General features: G+C 62.8%; 2 protein-coding genes. Both read right to left on the minus strand.

Translation table 11 applies throughout. The features are described from left to right. Window positions 1-138: 138 nt before the first annotated feature. Window positions 139-543, minus strand: a complete 405-nt coding sequence (locus ACP5PX_RS08275) for a hypothetical protein (RefSeq protein ID WP_428085472.1) — start codon at window positions 541-543, stop codon at window positions 139-141. Between the two features lie 10 nt (window positions 544-553). Beyond that, on the minus strand, window positions 554-1,262 hold a 709-nt coding region (locus tag ACP5PX_RS08280), incomplete at its 5' end, for a hypothetical protein (RefSeq protein ID WP_428085473.1).

Consider the following 1,262-nt stretch of genomic DNA (forward strand, 5'->3'; position numbering starts at 1 on the left):
GATAGCGGCGCTGCAGCCGGGAGGCGGAGAGCAAGCCTTTCACCAGTGAGGCCGGGTAACCATCCACCAACTGGTTCAGGTCGTGGCCCTGGGACACCAGCTCCTGCAGGGCCACGGTAACGGCTAACGGATGTGATGCTACCTGGTCAGGGTCCCGGCCTCCCCCAGGACCAGGTTGAAGGCGTTTTTTAGGTGTTCCACGTTCAGGGCCAGGACCTTGACCCCGATTTGCAGCGCCTGGCCCAGGTCCAGCTCCTCCATCTCCGCCTTTTCTTTCTTAAGGGAGATGGCCAGGAAATCGGGAAGTTGGGGCATGGCGGCCTGGAGCAGGTCTTTCAGGACCGAAACCCCGTGCTCCTCGACCAGCCGGTCCAGGCTCTCAAAGGAGATCTCCTTCTTCCCCAACTCCTCGGCCAGCCTGTCCAGGATGGGCATCACCTGAAGAAGCTGCTTGATGGTCCAGGGTTTGATGGTGTAGCCGTTTAGGTTTTCCTCAGCCAAAAGGCTCGTCAAAACCTGCGAGTCGGTGATTTGTTCCGTCATGTCTCACCTCTTAAGCGACGTTCTCGTAGCTCACGTAGTAGCCGAAGGGGGCCTCCGGGGTGTTGGCGCTGTCGTCCAGGGCCTCCAGCATCATGGGCACCTCCAGCCACTTCTTGTCGTCGAGACCGATGGCCCCGTTGGGCTTGAGCAGGCACTTGGGGACCACCACGTCGAAGCGCAGGCCCCGCCCGGCGTCGGGGTGCACCTCCAGGCGGGCCGAGCCCTCCACGAAGGAGGCCCCGGCAATGGGGAAACGCATCTGCTCCCAGGTGGCGTAGGTGAAGCTGACCTTTACTTCCTCGCCGTCCACGATCTTCCCGCTGGCCAAACGCCCGATCCGGCCCGGGAGCCTTCCCTCCGCGCCCACCTGGCCGGGGTCCACCACCCAGTCGGCGTTCTGGGTCAGGTTCTGTCGGAAGCAGTTCACCGTGGCCGCGGTGGTGACCGCGGTAGCTTTTACCCTGATCCAATAGAGATTCTGGCCGTTCACCGCGGTCCGGGCCCAGTCCACAGGCGGGGTGAAGGTGATGGGGCCGTCGGCGGCCAGGTTTGCCCCGGCGCCGGCGACACTCAGCGCCTTCCACTCGTCCCCGTCCCAGTATTCCCAGGTGAGGCCAGTGTAGGAGCCGGCCACCGCCAGGTCAGAATAAACCTCTTTGAACCTGGTAGCCTTGCCTAGATAAAGAACGTCATTGGCATCGGCCATGGCACTGAAAGGC

The sequence above is a fragment of the Hadarchaeum sp. (SeqCode) genome (assembly GCF_049969415.1).
Taxonomy (GTDB): Archaea; Hadarchaeota; Hadarchaeia; order Hadarchaeales; family Hadarchaeaceae; genus Hadarchaeum.